This is a genomic window from Ruegeria marisrubri (assembly GCF_001507595.1).
Taxonomy (GTDB): Bacteria; Pseudomonadota; Alphaproteobacteria; order Rhodobacterales; family Rhodobacteraceae; genus Ruegeria; species Ruegeria marisrubri.
The window spans coordinates 110713-126349 of record NZ_LQBQ01000034.1 but is presented as its reverse complement, the minus strand read 5'-3'; the positions used below and the strand labels follow the sequence as shown (position 1 = coordinate 126349).

Genomic DNA, 15637 nt, shown 5'->3' with positions numbered 1-15637 from the left:
CAAGAGGAAGAGACTGGCCTGATTCCGGTTTTGCCTGTAGAATCGCGAACAGATCCCGAAAACGGGACGTTTGCGAGGCAGAGAGTGGCGGTAATCTCATGACTGAGATGGTGTATGGTGCCGTGCCCGAACGGGGCGGCGAACCGGTTCTTCCCAGATGGTGGCGGACGATCGACAAGTGGACGATGTCCTGCGTGCTGATCCTGTTCGGGATCGGGCTGCTGCTGGGGCTTGCCTCGTCGCCGCCGCTGGCCTCGCGCAACGGCTTTGATCCGTTTCACTATGTCGAGCGGCAGGCGCTGTTCGGCGTGCTGGCGCTGATCGCGATGCTGCTGACCTCGATGATGTCGCCGACGCTGGTGCGGCGGCTGGCGGTGCTGGGCTTTCTGGCGTCTTTCGTGGCGCTGGTCTTTCTGCCCGTGTTCGGCACCGATTTCGGCAAGGGCGCGGTGCGGTGGTATTCGCTGGGCTTTGCCTCGGTGCAGCCGTCCGAGTTTCTCAAGCCCGGCTTCGTGGTCGTCGCGGCCTGGCTCATTGCCGCCTCGCACGAGATCAACGGGCCTCCGGGCCGGCTGTGGTCCTTTGCGCTGTGCATGGCCATCGTGCTGATGCTGGTGATGCAACCCGATTTCGGACAGGCCTGTCTGGTCCTGTTCGGGTGGGGCGTGATGTATTTCGTGGCCGGTGCGCCGATGGTTCTTCTGGTCGGCATGGCCGGGGCCGTGGTGCTGGGCGGGATGCTGGCCTATTCCAACTCGGACCACTTCGCCCGCCGCATCGACGGGTTCCTGAACCCCGATGTCGACCCGACCACCCAGCTGGGCTATGCCACCAACGCCATCCGCGAAGGCGGCCTGTTCGGCGTTGGCGTCGGCGAGGGGCACGTGAAGTGGTCGTTGCCCGATGCCCATACCGATTTCATCATCGCCGTGGCGGCCGAGGAATACGGCCTGATCCTGGTGCTGGTCGTCATCGCGCTCTATACGATGATCGTCGTGCGCTCGCTGATGCGTCTGATGCGGGAACGCGACATGTTCATCCGCCTCGCCGGAACCGGTCTGGCCTGCATGTTCGGCGTTCAGGCGATGATCAACATGGGCGTTGCGGTGCGGCTCCTGCCCGCCAAGGGCATGACCCTGCCATTCGTCAGCTACGGCGGATCGTCCCTGATCGCGGGGGGCATCGCCGTGGGCATGCTGCTGGCCTTCACGCGCTCGCGCCCGCAGGGCGAGCTTGGTGACATTCTGCGCGGACGAGGCTGATGACGAACCCATATCTGCTGATCGCGGCTGGCGGAACCGGGGGGCACATGTTCCCGGCTCAGGCGCTGGCCGAAGCCATGCTCAAACGGGGCTGGCGGGTGCGCCTGTCCACCGATGCGCGCGGCGCCCGCTATACCGGCGGCTTTCCGCATACGACCGAGATCGTCGAGGTCTCGTCCGCCACCTTCTCGCGCGGCGGTCTGGCCGCCAAGGCATTGGCGGGACCGGCGATCGCGGGCGGCGTGACCAGCATGGTCTGGCAGATGCTGCGCGACAGGCCGGACGTGGTCGTGGGCTTTGGCGGCTACCCCTCGATCCCGGCGCTGGGCGCGGCGGTGATGCTGGGCGTGCCCCGGATGATCCACGAGCAGAATGGGGTTCTGGGGCAGGTGAACCAGCTTTTCGCCACGCGGGTCGCGCATGTGGCCTGCGGCGTCTGGCCCACCGACCTGCCCGAGGGCGCGCATGGCATCCATGTGGGCAACCCGGTGCGCGCCGCCGTGCTGGAACGCGCCGCAGCCCCCTACATCCCGCCCGGAGACTACCCGATGTCGGTGCTGGTGATGGGCGGCAGTCAGGGCGCGCGCATCCTCAGCGACGTGGTGCCCGGCGCCATCGCCGCGCTGCCCGAGACCCTGCGGCAGTATATCCGCGTCTCGCATCAGGCGCGCGAAGAGGACGGCGAGCGCGTTTCGGCCTTCTACGAACAACACGGCATTCTTGCCGATGTGCAACCCTTCTTCCAGGACGTGCCCCGCCGCATGTCCGAGGCGCAACTGGTCATCAGCCGCTCGGGCGCGTCCAGCGTCGCGGACATCTCGGTGATCGGCCGGCCCTCGATCCTGATCCCCTATGCCGCCGCTGCGGGCGACCACCAGACCGCCAATGCGCGGGGGCTGGTGCAGGCCGGGGCCGCGATCATGATTCCCGAAAGCGCCCTTGACGTTTCCGCGCTGTCAGAGCAAATCGCACTGGTTCTGACCAACCCCGAGGCCGCGCAACAGATGGCCCGCTCCGCCCTGACGGTCGGGGCCCCGGACGCGACCGAGCGACTGGTGGCCCTTGTCGAAGAGCTGGCCCAAAAGGAGACCGCATGACCCCTGCAACCAAACTGCCCCAGGACGTAGGCCCGATTCACTTCGTCGGAATCGGCGGCATCGGCATGTCGGGCATCGCCGAGGTGCTGCTGAATCTGGGCTACCAGGTGCAGGGATCGGACCTGAAGGGATCAAAGATCACCGACCGTCTCGCCAGCCTCGGCGCCAGGATCTTCGTCGGCCAAAGCGCCGAGAACCTCGAAGGGGCCGAGGTCGTGGTGGTCTCGACCGCGATCAAGCCGGGCAACCCCGAGCTGGACGGCGCCCGCGCCCGCGGCCTGCCGGTGGTGCGCCGCGCCGACATGCTGGCCGAGCTGATGCGGTTGAAGTCCAACATCGCCATCGCCGGCACCCACGGCAAGACGACCACCACCACGATGATGGCCGAACTGATGGTGGCGGGTGGCTTTGACCCGACCGTCATCAACGGCGGCATCATCCACGCCTACGGCTCGAACGCGCGGATGGGGCAGGGCGAATGGATGGTGGTCGAGGCCGACGAATCCGACGGCTCGTTCAACCGCCTGCCCGCGACCATCGCCATCGTCACCAATATCGACCCCGAGCACATGGAGCATTGGGGCGATTTCGACAAGTTGCGCGCGGGTTTCCACGAATTCGTCTCGAACATCCCCTTCTATGGGCTGGCCGTGTGCTGCACCGACCATGCCGAGGTGCAGGCGCTGGTGGGCCGCATCTCCGACCGCCGCGTGCGCACCTATGGCTTCAACGCGCAGGCCGACGTGCGCGCGGTGAACCTGACCTACAAGGGCGGCGTCGCCCATTTCGACATCCACCTTCAGAGCGAGGACAAGGTGATCGAGGGCTGCACCCTGCCCATGCCCGGCGACCACAACGTCTCGAACGCGCTTTCCGCCGTGGCCGTGGCCCGGCACCTGGGCATGAAAACCGCCGAGATCCGCGAGGCGCTGGCCAATTTCGGCGGCGTCAACCGCCGCTTCACCAAGGTGGGCGAGGTGAACGGCGTCACCATCATCGACGATTACGGCCACCACCCGGTCGAGATTGCCGCCGTTCTGAAAGCCGCGCGCCAGGCGACCGAGGGGCGCGTGATCGCCGTGCACCAGCCGCACCGCTACTCGCGCCTGTCCAACCTGTTCGACGATTTCTGCACCTGTTTCAACGATGCCGACGTGGTCGGCATCGCCGAGGTCTATGCCGCCGGCGAAGATCCGATCGAAGGCGCCAGCCGGGATGATCTGGTCGCGGGCCTGATCCGCCACGGCCACCGCCACGCCCGCGCCATCCTCAGCGAGGACGAGCTCGAGCGTCTCGTGCGCGAGCAGGCCGGACCGGGCGACATGGTCGTGTGCCTCGGCGCGGGCACCATCAGCGCCTGGGCCAACAACCTGCCCGAACGGCTGGGGCAGGGCTGATCCGTTCCCTGCCCCGGCGTTTTCGCGGGTCCGCCGCAAAACCTTTGCTCCCAAAATGGCTTGGCGGAATGCCGCCGCCATCATAACGTGGCTTGGCTTTCGAGATGCGGGGGGTATTCATGGGCGCGCCGCTCAAGCGACGCATCGGACTGGGCCTGCTGACCGCCTATGGTGTCGGCGTGATGGTCGGCGCGGGGATCTACGTTCTGGTCGGAGCCATCGCCGGCGATGCCGGTGTCTGGGCTCCGGTATCCTTCCTGCTGGCCGGCCTGATCGCCGCTCCGACGGCGCTGAGCTACTGTGAATTCTCCACCCGCCTGCCCGAAGCCGCCGGAGAGGCCGCCTTTGTCGGCACCGGTCTGAACAGTCAGGCGATGGCCATACTGGTGGGGCTTGCGATCGTGGCGGTCGGAACCGTCTCGGCGGGGGCGGTGTTGCGGGGCGGGGTAGGGTATCTGATCCACGCGATGGAAGTCCCGGCGTCAGCGGCCACCCTCGTGCTCGGAGTGACCCTGACGGCGATCGCGGTCTTCGGTGTGCTGGAAAGCCTTGCCGTGGCTGCGGTATTCACCGTGATCGAGCTGACGGGTCTTGCACTGGTCGCATGGGCGGGCCTGATGGCGGCGCCGTCGCCATCTCCTGACTGGACCATCGGGGCGCCTCCGCACTGGATGGGGATCGGGTTTGGCGCGGTGCTGGCCTTTTTCGCCTTCATCGGCTTCGAGGACATCGTCAACATGGCCGAAGAGGTCAAGCACCCCGAGCGCACTCTGCCACGCGCCATCCTGCTGTCACTCGCGATCACCTCGGTCATCTACGCGCTTGTCTGCTGGGCGGCGGTGCGGGCTGTGCCCGTTTCCGCCCTGTCCGCCTCGGGCAGCCCGCTGGCTCTGGTCTGGCAGACGGCGCGGGGCGGATCGGGCGAGTTTCTTTCGGCAATCGCCGTCTTTGCCGCGCTGAACGGCGTGCTGGCCCAGATCGTGATGGCCAGCCGGGTGCTCTTCGGTCTGGGCAAGCGCAGCCCGACGCTGGCCATCTTTCACCGGGCCCATCCCCGGTTCGGCACCCCGGCGCTGGCGACCGTGCTGATCGGCACCGCAGTGATCGCAGCCGCCCTTTTCGTCCCTGTCGCGACCCTCGCCGAGACGACTTCGGCCATCATTCTTGGCGTTTTTGTTCTGGTCAACCTCGCGTTGATCCTTCAGAAAAGGAAGGAGCCGCCAGCACGCTTCATGGTGCCGATGGCGGTTCCGGTCGTTGGACTTGCCCTGTCGTCCATCGCGCTGTTGGTAGCAATTGGAGGGATGGTGTGAGCCTGTCGCTCGCCTTGGCAATCGGTTGGGTCTTCGCCGCGACCTTCGTGGCCTTCCTGCCCATGCGCCGGCAATACGTGCCCGGCATGGTCCTGCTGCTGGCCGCGCCGGTTCTGATCGGCTTCCTCGGTTACCAGCATGGCTGGTTCGCCGCGGCCGGGGCGCTGGCGGCCTTCGTGTCGATGTTCCGCAATCCCCTGCTGTATTTCTGGCGCAAGTGGCGCGGCGCCCAAGAGAGCGGAGGCAGGCAATGACCACCTCGCTCATTCTTGCCTGCGTCTGGGCCATCGCGGCCAATCTTCTGGCCATGACACCCAGCCGCGACAACCACTGGACCACGGCCTATGTGCTGATCGCGATCGGCATCCCGCTGCTGGGCTATGTCACCTATGAAAACGGCCCCTGGCTGGGCCTTCTTGGGCTGATGGCCGGCATGTCCGTGCTGCGCTGGCCGGTGATACGATTTACCCGTTGGACAAAGGCGAAAATGCGGGGCATGAAGGCGACCGACGAAAACAACGGTTGAAATCGGAGGTCCCGCCATGACGGACGTCGCCACGCTCATCTACCTGCCGCTGGCCGCACTGGCGCTCGGCGCCGTCGCAGGGTTTGTCTCGGGGCGCTGGCTGGGGCTGCGCAGCCTGCTGGTGCTGATCGGCCTGACCTCGGCCGCGGCGCTGGTGCTGATCGTCATCCTGGCCACCATCGGCGAAGGCGAGGAAAAGCAGGCCTTCGCGCCCTTCGTCTGGCTGACCGGCGGGGTTCTGCCCTTCCTGTTCACCGCCGTCATGGGCGGTGTCGGCGGGCGCAGCCTGGCGGCGCGGGCCGACGCATGAGCGACCTGCCGAAGGTCAGGGGGCGGCTGACCGAGGCGCGCCCTCTTTCCGATCTGACATGGCTGCGGGTGGGCGGCCCGGCCGACTGGCTGTTCCAGCCGGCCGACCTGGATGACCTGCGCGATTTCCTGCGCCAGCTTCCGCGCGACATGCCGGTGTTCCCGATGGGCGTCGGCTCGAACCTGATCGTGCGTGACGGCGGGTTGCGTGCCGTGGTGATCCGGCTGGGGCGCGGCTTCAACGGGATCGAGGTTCAGGGCAACACCGTCACCGCCGGGGCCGCGGCGCTGGACGCGCATGTGGCGCGCAAGGCCGCCGATGCCGGGGTCGACCTGACCTTCCTGCGCACGATCCCCGGCTCGATCGGCGGGGCGGTGCGGATGAACGCGGGCTGCTATGGCAGCTATGTCGCCGACGTGTTCCGCAAGGCCACCGTCGTCACGCGGGACGGCGAGCTGCGCGAGCTGACGGCGCAGGATCTGAATTTCTCCTACAGGCACACGGATTTCCCCGAGGGGGCCGTTCTGGTCTCGGCCACCTTCGAGGGCCCGTCCGGCGATCCGCAGGACCTGCACGCCCGGATGGAGGCGCAGCTGAAAAAGCGCGACGAGACCCAGCCCACCAGGGACCGCAGCGCCGGATCGACTTTCCGCAACCCGGCCGGGTTCTCTTCGACCGGGCGCGCCGATGACGTGCATGACCTCAAGGCGTGGAAGGTGATCGACGACGCCGGCATGCGCGGCGCCCGGCGGGGCGGGGCGCAGATGAGCGAGAAGCACTCGAATTTCCTCATCAACACCGGTGGCGCGACCGCCGCAGATCTCGAAGGTCTGGGCGAGGATGTCCGAAAAAAGGTTTACGAAACAAGCGGCATCACGCTAGAGTGGGAAATCATGCGGGTCGGCGATCCGTTGAAAGAATAACAGCCCTGTCCGTTGGCCTGAGCAGGCAAATTTCAGGCGGCGAATCAAAGGCATAAAAGAAACACGGACCACCAGATAAGGTCCGGGGACATTGAGGCGCACGAAGGTGGGTAAGTCGAGCAGGACAGACCCCAAGGTGGCGGTATTGATGGGTGGACCCTCGAAGGAACGTGAGGTGTCTCTCAGCAGCGGGCGCGAATGCGCAGCCGCCCTCAGGGGAGAAGGTTTCGAAGTGGTCGAGCTGGACGCCGGTCCCGACCTCTGCGCACGCCTCAGCGAAATTCAGCCCGACGTGGTGTTCAACGCCCTGCATGGCCGCTGGGGCGAGGATGGCTGCGTTCAGGGAATGCTGGAATGGATGGGCCTGCCCTATACCCATTCGGGCGTTCTGGCCTCGGCGCTGGCGATGGACAAGCAGCGCAGCAAAGAGGCCTTCCGCACCGCCGGCCTGCCGGTGGTGGACAGCGTCATCGTCAGCAAGGCCGACGTCGCCGCCGCGCATGTGATGGCTCCGCCCTACGTGGTCAAACCCAACAACGAAGGCTCCAGCGTCGGCATCTACATCGTGCATGAAAGCGCCAACGCGCCGCCGCGGCTTTCGGCTGACATGCCCGATCAGGTCATGGTCGAGCAATACGTCGCCGGCCGCGAGCTGACGACCACCGTGATGGGCGACCGTGCCCTCACCGTGACCGAGATCCTGACCGAGGGCTGGTATGACTACGACGCCAAGTACAAGCCCGGCGGCTCGCGCCACGTCGTGCCGGCCGAGATCCCCTCGGACATCTTCGACCTGTGCATGGATTACGCCCTGCGCGCCCATCGGGCGCTGGGCTGTCGCGGCGTCAGCCGCACCGACTTCCGCTGGGACGAGGCGCGCGGGGCCGAGGGCCTGTTCCTGCTCGAAACGAACACCCAGCCGGGCATGACCCCCACCTCGCTGGTGCCCGAGCAGGCCGGCAAACTTGGCATCGGTTTCGGCGAGCTTTGCGCCTGGATGGTGAGGGACGCCTCATGCGACAGGTGAAACCGCGCCGGGATCTGGTTGCCTACAGGGACAAGCCGCCGTCCGGCCCGGACGCCGAGTTCGCCAGTGCCGACGCCGCCCCGACGGCCAGGCCCAAGCTGCGCCTGAAGGGGCGCAAGCGGGCAGGCCGCAAGGCCGACCCGGCGCCGTCGCGCCTCAGCTATCGCTACCAGCGCTGGATGCTGACGCCGGGGATCCGGCTGGGCCTGCGGATCGGCGTGCCGGTCAGCCTGGTCCTGCTGGCGGCGGGCGTGTTCTTTGCCGACGAAACCCGGCGCGACATGGTTCGGGGCCATGTCAACGACGTGATCACCTCGATCCAGGAGCGCCCGGAATTCATGGTCAACCTGATGGCGATCGACGGGGCGGGCTCGGGCCTGTCCGAGGACATCCGCGAGGTCGTGCCGCTGGATTTCCCGATCAGCTCGTGGGATCTGGACGTGGAACAGATCCGCGACGTGATCGCGGGGCTTGATCCGGTCAAATCCGTCAGCGTGCGCATCCGCCCCGGCGGCATCCTTCAGGTCGATGTGGTCGAACGCCAGCCCGCCGTGGTCTGGCGCACCCGCGACGGGATCGAGCTGCTGGACGAAACCGGCGCCCATGTGGACGAGATCGCGTCACGCGCGGACCGGCCCGACCTGCCGCTGATCGCAGGCGAGGGGGCGGATGCCCATGTCGCCGAGGCGCTGGCCCTGTTGCGCGCCGCGCGCGGCCTGGGCGACCGGGTCCGCGGCCTGGTGCGCGTGGGCGAGCGGCGCTGGGACCTGGTGCTGGACCGCGACCAGCGCATCATGCTGCCGACCGAGAGGCCGGTGCAGGCCTTGGAGCGGGTCCTCGCCGTCAGCGAGGTGCAGGATCTGCTGGAGCGCGACGTGGCCGTGGTGGACATGCGCATCGGCTCGCGCCCCACGATCAGAATGAACGAAACCGCCAGCGAGCAGTGGCGGAATGCGAAAATAACCAAAACCGGGAACGGACAGTAAGACGATGATGACGGATATCTATCAGTCTCAACGAGCGATGCGGCAGATGCGCCGGCAGGCGATTCAACGGGGTGTCGTGGCGATTCTGGATGTCGGCAGTTCCAAGATCTCGTGCCTCGTCCTGCGTTTCGACGGCATCGGCAGGCTCAGCGACGACAACTCGATCGGCTCGATGGCGGGGCAGGCGGGGTTCCGCGTCATCGGCGCGGCGACAACCCGCTCGCGCGGCGTGCAGTTCGGCGAGATCACCGCCATGCAGGAAACCGAGCGTGCCATCCGCACGGCGCTCCAGCAGGCGCAGAAGATGGCGGAAATCCGAGTCGATCACGTCATCGCCTGTTTCTCGGGGGCCAATCCGCGCTCTTACGGGCTGGATGCGCAGGTGGATCTCGAAGGGCAGATGGTGACCGAGGCCGAGATCGGGCGCGTTCTCAACGCCTGCGAGCTGCCCGATTACGGCGCCGGGCGCGAGGTGCTGCACGCCCAGCCGGTGAATTTCGCCCTCGACAACCGCTCGGGGCTGATCGACCCGCGCGGGCAGCTGGGGCAGACGCTGGCGGTGGACATGCACATGCTGACCGTGGATGCGGTGGCGATCCAGAACCTGGTGCACTGCGTCCAGCGGTGCGACCTGGAACTCGCGGGTATCGCCAACTCGGCCTATGTCTCGGGCATCTCGGCCCTCGTGGAGGACGAACAGGAACTGGGCGCGGCCTGCATCGACATGGGCGGCGGCACCACCAGCGTGTCGATCTTCATCAAGAAACACATGATCTACGCCGATTGCGTCCGCATGGGCGGCGATCATGTGACCAGCGACATCTCGATGGGCCTCGGCATCTCGACCGCCGTCGCCGAACGGATCAAGACCATGAACGGCGGCGTCCACGCCACCGGCGCCGACGACCGCGACTTCATCGACATCGGCGGTGACACCGGCGACTGGGAGCACGACCGCCGCACCGTCAGCCGGGCCGAGCTGATCGGGATCATGCGCCCCCGCGTCGAAGAGATTCTGGAAGAGGTCCGCACCCGTCTGGACGCGGCCGGGTTCGACCACATGCCGACCCAGCAGATCGTGCTGACCGGCGGCGCCAGCCAGATCCCCGGACTCGACGGGATGGCCAGCCGCATCCTGGGCCAGCGCGTGCGCCTCGGGCGTCCCCTGCGGGTGCACGGCCTGCCGCAATCGGTCACCGGGCCGGGCTTTTCCTCGGTCGTGGGCCTCAGCCTGTTTGCCGCCCACCCGCAGGACGAATGGTGGGATTTCGAACTTCCGGTCGACACCTATCCCGCCCGCTCGCTGCGCCGCGCGGTGCGGTGGTTCAAGGACAACTGGTAAGGATGGTTCAGCCCGGCCAGGCAAAGCTTCGGGCCGCGCGCATCATCGCCTCGACAGGGGGCGAGAACCTGCGGCCGGGAACGGTGATCATCGCCACTTCCCGGCTTACCTCGGGCTCGGTCAGCGGGCGCTGGACGAGGCCGGGCAGGGTCACCGAATATTCCGGCATGAAGGCAAAGCCGATCCCGGCCAGAACCATCGCCTGCACCCAGTCCTCGCGTTCCGAGCGGAACCGGGCATACAGCTCGACCCCCTTCGAATCGCAGACCGACATGACCATTTCGCGCAGCTCGCAGGCCAGCCGGTCGACGTAATCCTGCCCCGAAAGCTCGGCCAGCGTTATGGCGTTCTTGCGCCGCAGCCGGTGCTCGGGCGGCAGGACCACCACGTAGCGCTCGGAATAGAGAGGGTGGACGCGGAACCTGTCCCGGAGGCCGTCGCCCGCCGTCATCACCACCGCGTCCAGCTCGTCCTCGGCCAGAAGGCTCTCCAGCTCGGATACCGGTGCCTCCCTGACCGCCAGTTCCATGCCGGGGTGGTCGTGCTTGAAGGCGGCCAGGAACCGCGCCAGCCGCACATGGCCGATCGTCGCCATCACGCCAAGGCGGATCGGCGTCTTTTCCAGCAGGCGAAAGTTGCGGGCCAGAACCCGCGTGGCCTCGGTCTCTTCGAGGATATGCTCAAGATGCGGCAGCATCGAGCGCCCGAACTCGCTGAGCAGGATGCGCCGCCCCTCGCGGTGAAACACCGGTGCGCCCAGTTCCTCCTCCAGCGCCTTGATGCCCTTGGTCAGCGCCGGTTGCGACACGTCGCATTCCTCGGCCGCCTTGGTGAAATTCAGCGTCCGCGCCGCGGTCAGGACATAGCGGATCTGGGACATCTCCATGGCAACCCTCCCTCGAAAGCCACGGGGGCAAGGATACAACACCCGCGCCAAACCGTCAGTTATCGAATGATAACGGCGCGCCCGTAGTCCGAAGCGCCGGGTTCTGCTGCAATGCCCGCATTCCCTGAAACGGTTTGTGAGAGGAGCAAGAAATGCCGGTATTCATGGTGGAAAGAAATCTCAAGGGAATCAGCATGGAAGACCTCGCAGGCGCCCAGAAGGCCGCAATCGGCACGGCCGAGACCATGCGTGCGGGCGGTGACCAGATCCGCTACATCCGCTCGACCTTCTCACCGGGCGACGGCCGCTGCATGTGCCTGTTCGAAAGCGACACGCCCGCCCAGGTGGCGCGGCTCAACGACACCGCCGGTCTGCCATATACCCAGATCGTCGAGGCGCTGGACCTGACACCCTGAGAAATCAACGATGTGCGGCGGTTTTCGCCGCGCATTTTGCCCGATTGCACGGTGACAGGATCAAGAGGCCGTGCTAGGGTCAGACGCAGCACCCGGACAAGAGGTGCAGACCGAAGGCCGAGCAGGCTTTCTGACAGTTTGGAAACGTGACCTGACCCCGCAACCCGGCGTTGCGGGCCGTTGGCGTGTTGTGTCGTCTTAACTTCAATCCGCAACATCTGCCAGAGTCGGCGAAATACTGCAAGCGCGGGTCTGTTTTCGTCCATATTTTGTGGCAATTTTGCGTTTTTGGCGTGACGTTTGCCAATTCGGATTGTAGGATTGCAGGTGGATAGGCAAGAAAATCCCGCATTGGCGGACATATAACAGGCGGACAGAGCATGACATTAAATCTTTCGATGCCCGGGCAGGATGAACTGAAGCCACGGATCACGGTATTTGGCGTTGGCGGGGCAGGCGGCAATGCCGTCAACAACATGATTGAAAAACAACTCGACGGCGTGGATTTCGTCGTCGCCAACACCGACGCGCAGGCGCTGCAGCAAAGCCACGCACAGGCGCGGGTGCAGCTGGGCATCAAGGTGACCGAAGGGCTGGGCGCGGGCGCGCGTGCATCGGTCGGCGCCGCCGCCGCCGAGGAAAGCATCGAGCAGATCGTCGACCATCTTGCGGGCGCGCATATGTGCTTCATCACCGCTGGCATGGGTGGCGGCACCGGCACCGGGGCCGCGCCGATCATCGCGCAGGCCGCGCGTGAACTGGGCGTGCTGACCGTGGGCGTGGTGACCAAGCCCTTCCAGTTCGAGGGCGCCAAGCGCATGCGTCAGGCCGAAGAGGGCGTCGAGGCGCTGCAAAAGGTCGTCGATACGCTGATCATCATCCCGAACCAGAACCTGTTCCGCCTGGCCAACGAAAAGACCACCTTTACCGAGGCCTTCTCGATGGCCGACGACGTTCTCTACCAGGGCGTCAAGGGCGTGACCGACCTGATGGTGCGTCCGGGCCTGATCAACCTCGATTTCGCCGACGTCCGCGCGGTGATGGACGAGATGGGCAAGGCCATGATGGGCACCGGCGAGGCCGATGGCGAAGACCGCGCCATCCAGGCCGCCGAAAAGGCCATCGCCAACCCGCTGCTGGACGAGATCAGCCTCAAGGGCGCCAAGGGCGTGCTGATCAACATCACCGGCAGCCACGACCTGACCCTGTTCGAACTGGACGAAGCCGCCAACCGCATCCGCGAAGAGGTGGACCCCGACGCCAACATCATCGTCGGCTCGACGCTGGACCCCGACATGCAGGGCACCATGCGCGTCTCGGTCGTCGCCACCGGCATCGACGCCTCTCAGGGGCAGCAGGGCGAAATCCCGCGCCGCCCCCTGTCGGCCCCGCTGGGCCGGAACGAAGCCGCAGCGGAACCCGCACCGGAACCGACCCCGGCTCCGGCCGCCGAACCCGTGGCCGAGCCGGTCGTCGCAGCAGAGCGTGAACCTTCGCTGTTCGAAGGAATCGACACGGCCGAAGCGCCCCAGGTGGCCCAGCAGCCCGAAGCGCACGCCTACGGGCACGAGGCCGAGGCCATGGCCGACGACGATCTTCCGCCCCCGGCATATCAGCCGCAGGTCGCCGCCTTCGAGCCGCAGGCCGATACGTTCGAGACCCCGGCGGAAACCTTCGTGGCGCCGAGCCGGTCGTCCCCCGGAACCCCGACCCCGGAGACACTGCAAAAGCTGCAGGCCGCCGTCCAGAACGTGCCGAACTCGCAACCACAACCGGCCGCATCGGCCGAGCCGACCCGGCCCCAGCCGGTGCAGGAAAAGCCGCGTTTCGGCTTCAACCGGTTGATCGACCGCATGACCGGACACGCCACGGACACCCCGTCGCAGCCGGTGCGCCAACAGCCTCCGCTGCGCCAGCATGACGCCACGGCACCCGCGCATGACGACGGTGATCCGGAACAGGACCGCATTGAAATTCCCGCCTTCCTGCGGCGTCAGGCCAACTGACAGCGGTAACAAATCCACTCACGGGGGTCGCCATCCGGCGGCCCTTTTTCCTTTTGAATCAGCGCCTTTTCGCCCAATGAGCAGGGTTTTGCCGACCTGTTGGCACCATGTTTCAAACGGTTACAAAGAGTGAATTGTGCCTGGCGCGCGCGTAACTTACCTGATTTCGCAACACGGCCCCGAGAGGTCGGACACGGTTCGATGAGACAGACCTTGCAACATACGCTCAAATCCCCGGTTACCTTCAAGGGCGTCGGCCTGCATAGCGGCAAGCCCGCCACGATGGTCCTGCATCCGGCCGCGGCCGGCCACGGGATCTGGTTCAAGCGGACCGATATCGAGCTTGGCAATGGTCTGATCCCGGCCGTCTACGACATGGTCGAACGCACGCCGCTGTGTACCCGTCTTGTCAACGAAGCCGGAGTCTCGGTCTCGACGGTCGAACACATCATGGCCGCGCTGGCCGGATGTGGCGTGCATAACGCCCTGATCGAGATCGACGGCCCCGAGGTTCCGATCATGGACGGCTCGTCGGTCGAATTCGTGCGCGGCATCATGAGCCGTGGCGTGCGCCAGCAGTCCGCCTCGGTTCTGGCCTATCAGGTGCTCAAGCCGGTGACGGTCGAGCGCGAGGGCGCGCGCGCCTCGCTGCTGCCTGCCGACAGCATGGAAATCGAGTTCCACATCGATTTCGAAGATGCCGCGATCGGCCGGCAGAGCATGGTTCTGGACATGCGCAACGGCACCTTCGCCCGCGAGCTGAGCGACTGCCGCACCTTCTGCCGCCGCGCGGATGTCGAGGCGATGCGCGAAAACGGCCTGGCCCTGGGCGGAACGCTCGACAATGCCGTCGTGGTTCAGGATGACGAGATTCTCACCCCCGGCGGGTTCCGCCGCGAGGACGAGGCCGTGCGCCACAAGATGCTCGACGCGCTGGGCGATCTCTATCTGGCCGGCGGCCCGATCCTGGGCCGCTATGTCGGCGAGAAATCCGGCCATTCCATGACCAACACGCTGCTGCGCAAGCTGTTCGAAACGCCCGGTGCGGTTCGCCCGGTCCTGTGCACGCCCGAACAGGCAGCCCGTCTGCCGGGGCAGGGGCTGGCCTTGGGCGAAATTCCTGCTGTTGCCTAGGCGTTTCCACACCGATCAGTAGTTGCCGGCGGTGTTGATAAGGCGTTTTGCCCCGCAATTTTCTATGCTAGACCGAAACCCGATCCGGGATTAACCCGCAGACGGAAAAGCAAGGATGGGCGGTATGGTTGGCAGCAAAGCGGCAGTCAGATTTGCGGTTGCGATTCTTCTGACGGCTACTTTGACGGCATGCAGCGGTGGTGGCGGTGGTGGGCTGTTCAGCTCGGCGGCGGACCGCACGCAGAATCTCGAGACCTTCACGCCCGAGCAGATCTATCAGCGCGGTGAATACGAACTGGCGCAGAATCGCACCGATGACGCGGCCTGGTACTTCTCCGAGGTCGAGCGTCTCTACCCCTATTCCGACTGGGCCAAGCGCGCGCTGATCATGCAGGCCTTCTCCCATCATTCCGGCAAGAACTACGAAGAAAGCCGGGCCGCGGCGCAGCGTTACATCGACTTCTACCCGACGGACGAGGACGCCGCCTATGCCCAGTATCTTCTTGCGCTCAGCTATTATGACCAGATCGACGAGGTCGGACGCGACCAGGGCCTGACCTTCCAGGCGCTGCAGGCGCTGCGCACCGTGATCGAGGTCTATCCCGACAGCGAATATGCCACCTCGGCGATCCTGAAATTCGACCTGGCCTTCGACCATCTCGCCGCCAAGGAAATGGAGATCGGCCGCTACTACCTGCGCCGCCAGCACTACACCGCCGCGATCAACCGCTTCCGGGTGGTGGTCGAGGATTTCCAGACCACGACCCACACCGCCGAGGCGCTGCACCGTCTGGTCGAGGCCTACCTGTCGCTGGGGCTGGTGGCCGAGGCACAGACCGCCGGCGCCATCCTGGGCTACAACTACCGGTCGTCGGAATGGTATGACGCAAGCTACAAGCTGCTGACTTCGCGCGGGCTCGAACTCAAGGACAGCGGCAACAACTGGCTCAGCCAGATCTACCGCCAGTCGATCAAGGGGCAGTGGCTCTGAGCCGGGTGGGCACCACGTCTC

At 66.0% G+C, this 15637-nt stretch carries 16 protein-coding genes; 15 read left to right on the top strand and 1 reads right to left on the bottom strand.

Going from position 1 to position 15637, the window contains the following annotated elements:
- Window positions 1-98: 98 nt before the first annotated feature.
- From ftsW to ftsA, 11 genes are all read left to right on the top strand, one after another.
- A complete protein-coding gene (gene ftsW, locus AVO45_RS13135; protein WP_068347649.1) occupies window positions 99-1262 on the top strand; it encodes a putative lipid II flippase FtsW in 1164 nt (387 codons plus the stop codon).
- A complete protein-coding gene (locus AVO45_RS13130; protein ID WP_068347647.1) occupies window positions 1262-2359 on the top strand; it encodes a UDP-N-acetylglucosamine--N-acetylmuramyl-(pentapeptide) pyrophosphoryl-undecaprenol N-acetylglucosamine transferase in 1098 nt (365 codons plus the stop codon). Before ftsW ends, AVO45_RS13130 begins: the two co-directional genes overlap by 1 nt.
- Window positions 2356-3756 carry a UDP-N-acetylmuramate--L-alanine ligase gene (murC, locus tag AVO45_RS13125; RefSeq protein ID WP_068347646.1) on the top strand — a complete coding sequence of 467 codons (1401 nt, stop codon included), beginning with the start codon at window positions 2356-2358 and terminating at the stop codon, window positions 3754-3756. The genes AVO45_RS13130 and murC overlap by 4 nt, the downstream gene beginning before the upstream one ends.
- A gap of 104 nt (window positions 3757-3860) precedes the next feature.
- The gene (locus AVO45_RS13120) at window positions 3861-5069 is read left to right on the top strand and encodes an APC family permease (protein WP_240482137.1); all 1209 of its coding nucleotides are present in this window, start codon (window positions 3861-3863) and stop codon (window positions 5067-5069) included.
- Window positions 5066-5323, top strand: a complete 258-nt coding sequence (locus AVO45_RS13115; protein WP_420819935.1) for a DUF2484 family protein — start codon at window positions 5066-5068, stop codon at window positions 5321-5323. Before AVO45_RS13120 ends, AVO45_RS13115 begins: the two co-directional genes overlap by 4 nt.
- The gene (locus AVO45_RS13110) at window positions 5320-5595 is read left to right on the top strand and encodes a DUF2484 family protein (protein ID WP_068347642.1); all 276 of its coding nucleotides are present in this window, start codon (window positions 5320-5322) and stop codon (window positions 5593-5595) included. Before AVO45_RS13115 ends, AVO45_RS13110 begins: the two co-directional genes overlap by 4 nt.
- Window positions 5596-5611: 16 nt before the next feature.
- The gene (locus tag AVO45_RS13105; RefSeq protein ID WP_068347640.1) at window positions 5612-5905 is read left to right on the top strand and encodes a hypothetical protein; all 294 of its coding nucleotides are present in this window, start codon (window positions 5612-5614) and stop codon (window positions 5903-5905) included.
- Window positions 5902-6828 (top strand): UDP-N-acetylmuramate dehydrogenase, encoded by a 927-nt coding sequence (gene murB, locus AVO45_RS13100; protein ID WP_068347638.1) that lies wholly within the window; start codon window positions 5902-5904, stop codon window positions 6826-6828. Before AVO45_RS13105 ends, murB begins: the two co-directional genes overlap by 4 nt.
- A 106-nt stretch (window positions 6829-6934) precedes the next feature.
- Complete coding sequence (locus AVO45_RS13095) at window positions 6935-7855, top strand: D-alanine--D-alanine ligase (RefSeq protein ID WP_082688794.1); 921 nt, start codon at window positions 6935-6937, stop codon at window positions 7853-7855.
- On the top strand, window positions 7843-8841 hold the full coding sequence (locus tag AVO45_RS13090) for a cell division protein FtsQ/DivIB (protein ID WP_082688793.1): 999 nt from the start codon (window positions 7843-7845) through the stop codon (window positions 8839-8841). Before AVO45_RS13095 ends, AVO45_RS13090 begins: the two co-directional genes overlap by 13 nt.
- 7 nt (window positions 8842-8848) lie before the next feature.
- Window positions 8849-10183: a cell division protein FtsA gene (ftsA, locus tag AVO45_RS13085; RefSeq protein ID WP_068348058.1), complete on the top strand. Its 1335-nt coding sequence runs from the start codon at window positions 8849-8851 to the stop codon at window positions 10181-10183.
- Window positions 10184-10190: 7 nt separating this feature from the next.
- Here the strand turns inward: ftsA and AVO45_RS13080 are convergent, their stop codons facing one another.
- On the bottom strand, window positions 10191-11069 hold the full coding sequence (locus tag AVO45_RS13080; protein WP_068347631.1) for a LysR family transcriptional regulator: 879 nt from the start codon (window positions 11067-11069) through the stop codon (window positions 10191-10193).
- Between the two features lie 152 nt (window positions 11070-11221).
- Here AVO45_RS13080 and AVO45_RS13075 point away from each other — a divergent pair, with 152 nt between their 5' ends.
- The 4 genes from AVO45_RS13075 (at window position 11222) to AVO45_RS13060 (ending at window position 15616) form a co-directional block, all read left to right on the top strand.
- The gene (locus tag AVO45_RS13075; RefSeq protein ID WP_068347630.1) at window positions 11222-11485 is read left to right on the top strand and encodes a DUF4242 domain-containing protein; all 264 of its coding nucleotides are present in this window, start codon (window positions 11222-11224) and stop codon (window positions 11483-11485) included.
- 380 nt (window positions 11486-11865) lie between these two features.
- Window positions 11866-13491, top strand: coding sequence for a cell division protein FtsZ (ftsZ, locus tag AVO45_RS13070; RefSeq protein ID WP_068347629.1), 1626 nt, complete (start codon window positions 11866-11868; stop codon window positions 13489-13491).
- A 201-nt stretch (window positions 13492-13692) separates the two neighbouring features.
- A complete protein-coding gene (lpxC, locus tag AVO45_RS13065; RefSeq protein ID WP_068347628.1) occupies window positions 13693-14625 on the top strand; it encodes a UDP-3-O-acyl-N-acetylglucosamine deacetylase in 933 nt (310 codons plus the stop codon).
- Between the two features lie 124 nt (window positions 14626-14749).
- Window positions 14750-15616, top strand: coding sequence for an outer membrane protein assembly factor BamD (locus AVO45_RS13060; RefSeq protein WP_068348053.1), 867 nt, complete (start codon window positions 14750-14752; stop codon window positions 15614-15616).
- Window positions 15617-15637 lie beyond the last annotated feature (21 nt).

Excerpts from the sequence above, each read along its gene's own strand:
- ftsW (WP_068347649.1), top strand. The coding sequence starts at position 99 with ATGACTGAGATGGTGTATGGTGCCGTGCCCGAACGGGGCGGCGAACCG.
- AVO45_RS13130 (WP_068347647.1), top strand. The coding sequence starts at position 1,262 with ATGACGAACCCATATCTGCTGATCGCGGCTGGCGGAACCGGGGGGCAC.
- murC (WP_068347646.1), top strand. The coding sequence starts at position 2,356 with ATGACCCCTGCAACCAAACTGCCCCAGGACGTAGGCCCGATTCACTTC.
- AVO45_RS13120 (WP_240482137.1), top strand. The coding sequence starts at position 3,861 with ATGCGGGGGGTATTCATGGGCGCGCCGCTCAAGCGACGCATCGGACTG.
- AVO45_RS13110 (WP_068347642.1), top strand. The coding sequence starts at position 5,320 with ATGACCACCTCGCTCATTCTTGCCTGCGTCTGGGCCATCGCGGCCAAT.
- AVO45_RS13105 (WP_068347640.1), top strand. The coding sequence starts at position 5,612 with ATGACGGACGTCGCCACGCTCATCTACCTGCCGCTGGCCGCACTGGCG.
- murB (WP_068347638.1), top strand. The coding sequence starts at position 5,902 with ATGAGCGACCTGCCGAAGGTCAGGGGGCGGCTGACCGAGGCGCGCCCT.
- AVO45_RS13090 (WP_082688793.1), top strand. The coding sequence starts at position 7,843 with ATGCGACAGGTGAAACCGCGCCGGGATCTGGTTGCCTACAGGGACAAG.
- ftsA (WP_068348058.1), top strand. The coding sequence starts at position 8,849 with ATGACGGATATCTATCAGTCTCAACGAGCGATGCGGCAGATGCGCCGG.
- AVO45_RS13080 (WP_068347631.1), bottom strand. The coding sequence starts at position 11,069 with ATGGAGATGTCCCAGATCCGCTATGTCCTGACCGCGGCGCGGACGCTG.
- AVO45_RS13075 (WP_068347630.1), top strand. The coding sequence starts at position 11,222 with ATGCCGGTATTCATGGTGGAAAGAAATCTCAAGGGAATCAGCATGGAA.
- ftsZ (WP_068347629.1), top strand. The coding sequence starts at position 11,866 with ATGACATTAAATCTTTCGATGCCCGGGCAGGATGAACTGAAGCCACGG.
- lpxC (WP_068347628.1), top strand. The coding sequence starts at position 13,693 with ATGAGACAGACCTTGCAACATACGCTCAAATCCCCGGTTACCTTCAAG.
- AVO45_RS13060 (WP_068348053.1), top strand. The coding sequence starts at position 14,750 with ATGGTTGGCAGCAAAGCGGCAGTCAGATTTGCGGTTGCGATTCTTCTG.